Here is a 3,849-nt window from a genome sequence, read left to right on the forward strand (position 1 = left end):
TCTGAAAGCAGATCTTCAGACGGCCTTATGATTTAGTCTCAAATCGAATATTCAATCAGTTCGTTTTGAGAAAAGACATAAACCTGTTTCGGAATCAGCTTCAATTCTTTGCCTTCGGCGATTTGGTAACGCGCGGCATCGCTGCCAGCCAGCGTGATATGCACGTCTTGTTTGTCGTGTTTGACCAAAATATGTGTCAATGCGCCGACGGCGTGGATTTTTTCAATTTTGGCACGAATCATCGGTGTTTCGTGTTCGGCGGCAAGCTGCCATTCATGCGGGCGGATATAGCCGATGGCGGTTTGCTCCTGCCATTTGTAGTGCGCGTCCAATTTCCACGCGAAGCCGTTGTAGTGCCAGATGCCTTTTTCGATTCTGCCTTCAAAAGCGTCGGTTTCGCCTAAAAACTCGGTAACGAAGGCGTTTTCAGGTTTGCGGTAAATGGCTTCGGCGCTGCCGGTTTGTTCGATTTTGCCGTGGTTCATGACGACGATTTCGTCGGAAACTTCAAGGGCTTCTTCTTGGTCGTGTGTCACCAGAATGCTGGTTACGCCTAGGTTGTGATGGATGTCGCGCAGCCAGGTACGCAATTCTTTACGCACTTTGGCATCCAGCGCGCCGAAGGGTTCGTCCAGGAGTAGGAGTTTGGGTTCGACGGCAAGGGCGCGGGCGAGGGCGATGCGCTGGCGTTGGCCGCCGGAGAGCTGGTGCGGATAGGATTTGGCGAGGTGGGAGAGCTGCACGAGTTTCAGCAACTCTTCGACTTTGGCGCGGATTTGTTCTTTGGATGGGCGTTCGGACTTGGGTAATACGGTCAAACCGAAGGCAACGTTGTCAAACACGTTCATGTGGCGGAAGAGGGCGTAGTGTTGGAACACGAAGCCGACTTTGCGCTCGCGCACATGCTTGGCGGTTACGTCTTGCCCGTCAAAGAGAATTTGGCCGCCGTCGGCGTTTTCCAGTCCGGCGATAATGCGCAGGAGTGTGGTTTTGCCGCAGCCGGATGGGCCGAGCAGGGAAACGAGTTTGCCGGTGGGGACGTTGAGGTTGATGTTTTTCAGCGCGTGGAACGCTCCGAAGTGTTTGTTTAGATTTTGAATAGTAATGCTCATGCTGCGTTCCTTTCGGCGGCGGCGAGTTTTTTATCTTGTAATTTTGTGATGATGTTTTGCACCGCCAGCGTCGCCAGTGCTAAAAGTGCCAATACGCCGGAGAGGGCGAATGCGCCGGTGAAGTTGTATTCGTTGTAGAAGATTTCGACCAAAAGCGGGATGGTGTTGGTTTCGCCGCGTATGTGTCCCGATACCACGCTGACCGCGCCGAACTCGCCCATCGCGCGGGCGTTGGTGAGGATGATGCCGTAGAGCAGCGCCCATTTGATGTTGGGCAGGGTAACGCGCCAAAACATCTGCCAGCCGCTTGCGCCGAGTATCAGCGCGGCCTGTTCTTCGCTGTCGCCCTGCGCCTGCATCAGCGGGATGATTTCGCGCGCGACAAAGGGGAAGGTAACGAATAGCGTCGCCAGAATAATGCCGGGGATGGCGAAGATAATCTGTATGCCTTGCGCTTCCAGCCAGCCGCCCAATGCCGTGTGCGCGCCGAACAATAAGACGAACATCAAACCGGCCACCACGGGCGATACGGAAAACGGCAAATCGAGCAGGGTGGTCAGCAACTGCTTGCCGCGAAAGTCAAAACGGGTCAGCAGCCACGCCATCGCCACGCCCAATACGGCATTGACGGGAACGACAATCAGCGCGGTAATCAGCGTCAATTTGATGGCAGACCATGCCTCGGGATCGGTCAAGGATTGCAGGTACAAATCCCAACCGCCTTTCAGTGCTTCGTAAAATACGGCGATAAGCGGTACGACCAGCATCAGCAGCAGAAAGCCCAAGGCGGTAGCAGTCAGCAATACGCGCAGCCAGCGCGGTTCGCTCAGGTTTGGATTGGTAGAATGGGTTTTCATGTTAGTGAAGTCTCTATTTATTCTTGTATCCGTTTAGGCCGTCTGAAAAAATGTTTGCTTGATGTTTCAGACGGCCTGTTGTTTGTTAAACTTTCGCTCCTACGCGGCGGCTCAAAGTCCATTGCATAATGTTTAAAATCAGCAGGATAACAAACGAAATCATCAGCATAAACAGAGCAACGGCTGATGCACCCTGAGCATCGTATTGCTCCAGTTTGCCGGTAATAATCAAGGGCAGGATTTCAGACACCATCGGAATATTGCCCGCGATAAAAATGACCGAGCCGTATTCGCCGGTAGAGCGGGCAAACATCATGCCTGCGCCGGTCAACAGGGCCGGTGTGATTTCAGGCAAGAGGACGCGGCGGAACGTAGTCCAACGGCTTGCGCCTAAAGTTGCCGCCGCTTCTTCATATTCGCCTGACAATTCTTCCAATACCGGTTGCACGGCGCGGACGATAAAGGGCAGGCTGACGACAATCAGCGCAATCCAAATACCGATGGGCGTAAAGGCGATTTTGATACCCAAAGGCTCGAAAAAACGGCCTATCCAGCCATTGGGCGCATACAGGGTTGCCAATGCAATGCCTGTTACCGCCGTCGGCAGCGCAAACGGCAAATCGACCAATGCGTTTACCAACCCTTTGCCCGGAAATTCATAGCGCACCAATACCCAGGCAACCAACGTACCGAATACGATATTGGTCAACATCGCATAAAACGACATCCGCAAACTCAGCCAGACGGCAGCTAAGACATTGGGTTCGGTAATCGTGTTCCAAAATCCGCTCCAGCCGATTTCCGCCGCTTTGGCCGCCATCATCGCAAACGGCAAAACCACCAAAAGCGACAGGCACAAAACCGTCAAACCCAGGCTGAGTTTGAAACCCGGCAATACAGAAGGCGTTTTGAGTAACAACATAATGGCAATCGTCAGAATTTAATACACGCTTACTTTAACAAGGCCGTCTGAAAACTGGAAAGAATGCTTTGTTTGGTATAAAGACGATTTTGTTATATTGAAAAGATGAAAAGGCCGTCTGAACATCAAATTTCAGACGGCCTTGCTGGTGTGGTAAGGATCAATAGGCAACAGGATCTTGAGATGCAGGCTGGTGTTGCGCCGCATCATAGTTTTCCTGAGCCGAGCGGACGGCTTTTTCCAAACCGTTGATCCGATCGAGATAGCGGGCATAGTTGCGTTCATTGCCATAACGCACTTTTTTGCCTTCTTCCAAATTTTTCTTGGCGGTATCTAAAGCACGCTTGGCCGCGCCGACATCAGCCGGATTGACCGGGGCGACAGTTTCTTCCGCCTGCTCGGTTTTGCTTGGGGAAATCGGTGTTGTCGCTGTTGAAACAGGCGCAGAAGTATATACGGACGGTTTGCCGATATTGCTGGCTTTGCAGTTTTTGCCGCCGGCTTGGGTATAAACTTTGCGGCCGGCAGAATCGGTACATTCAAAAATGGGCGCGGCGGCAACCACGGTTGTCAAAGTGAGCAGTAATGTGCTGATCCAAATTTTGTTCATTTTTTATTTTTCCTTAAAACCATTTCCACCAAACAAACAAAGCCGCAATCATGATGATGTTGGCGAAGAGGATGGGTTTCCACTGTCTGGGTGCACGTCGTAATTCAGTGCTAAAGCGCGTGCGGCGGATATAGAAAAACGGGCTGAGCAGCATGGAGGCGGCACATACCAAAATAATCACGGCGTAATAGATTTTGTGCGTTTCCATATAGATTCTCCGTTTCAGACGGCCTGAAATGCTGACTACAACGCGTTTTTGCGTGAAGCACTGCCTGTTTTCATCTTGCATCGGGTATTGGACACATTTGCCATGGCCTCAATCCTGAGGTCTTTGCAAAAATATGCTAC

General features: G+C 51.7%; 5 protein-coding genes. All 5 read right to left on the reverse strand.

The window, feature by feature from the left end; genetic code table 11:
* Positions 1-38: 38 nt before the first annotated feature.
* The 5 genes from ACTHUT_RS15235 to ACTHUT_RS15255 all read right to left on the reverse strand — a co-directional run bounded on the left by ACTHUT_RS15235 (position 39) and on the right by ACTHUT_RS15255 (position 3,709).
* Positions 39-1,112 carry a sulfate/molybdate ABC transporter ATP-binding protein gene (locus tag ACTHUT_RS15235; protein WP_250600554.1) on the reverse strand — a complete coding sequence of 358 codons (1,074 nt, stop codon included), beginning with the start codon at positions 1,110-1,112 and terminating at the stop codon, positions 39-41.
* A complete protein-coding gene (cysW, locus tag ACTHUT_RS15240; RefSeq protein ID WP_049352232.1) occupies positions 1,109-1,969 on the reverse strand; it encodes a sulfate ABC transporter permease subunit CysW in 861 nt (286 codons plus the stop codon). The genes ACTHUT_RS15235 and cysW overlap by 4 nt, the downstream gene beginning before the upstream one ends.
* An 85-nt stretch (positions 1,970-2,054) precedes the next feature.
* A complete protein-coding gene (cysT, locus tag ACTHUT_RS15245; RefSeq protein WP_250600552.1) occupies positions 2,055-2,891 on the reverse strand; it encodes a sulfate ABC transporter permease subunit CysT in 837 nt (278 codons plus the stop codon).
* 160 nt (positions 2,892-3,051) lie between these two features.
* Positions 3,052-3,501 (reverse strand): DUF4124 domain-containing protein, encoded by a 450-nt coding sequence (locus ACTHUT_RS15250; RefSeq protein ID WP_250600550.1) that lies wholly within the window; start codon positions 3,499-3,501, stop codon positions 3,052-3,054.
* 13 nt (positions 3,502-3,514) lie between these two features.
* On the reverse strand, positions 3,515-3,709 hold the full coding sequence (locus tag ACTHUT_RS15255; protein WP_250600548.1) for a hypothetical protein: 195 nt from the start codon (positions 3,707-3,709) through the stop codon (positions 3,515-3,517).
* Positions 3,710-3,849: the final 140 nt, after the last annotated feature.

It is taken from the genome of Neisseria sp. P0022.S010, assembly GCF_051956635.1.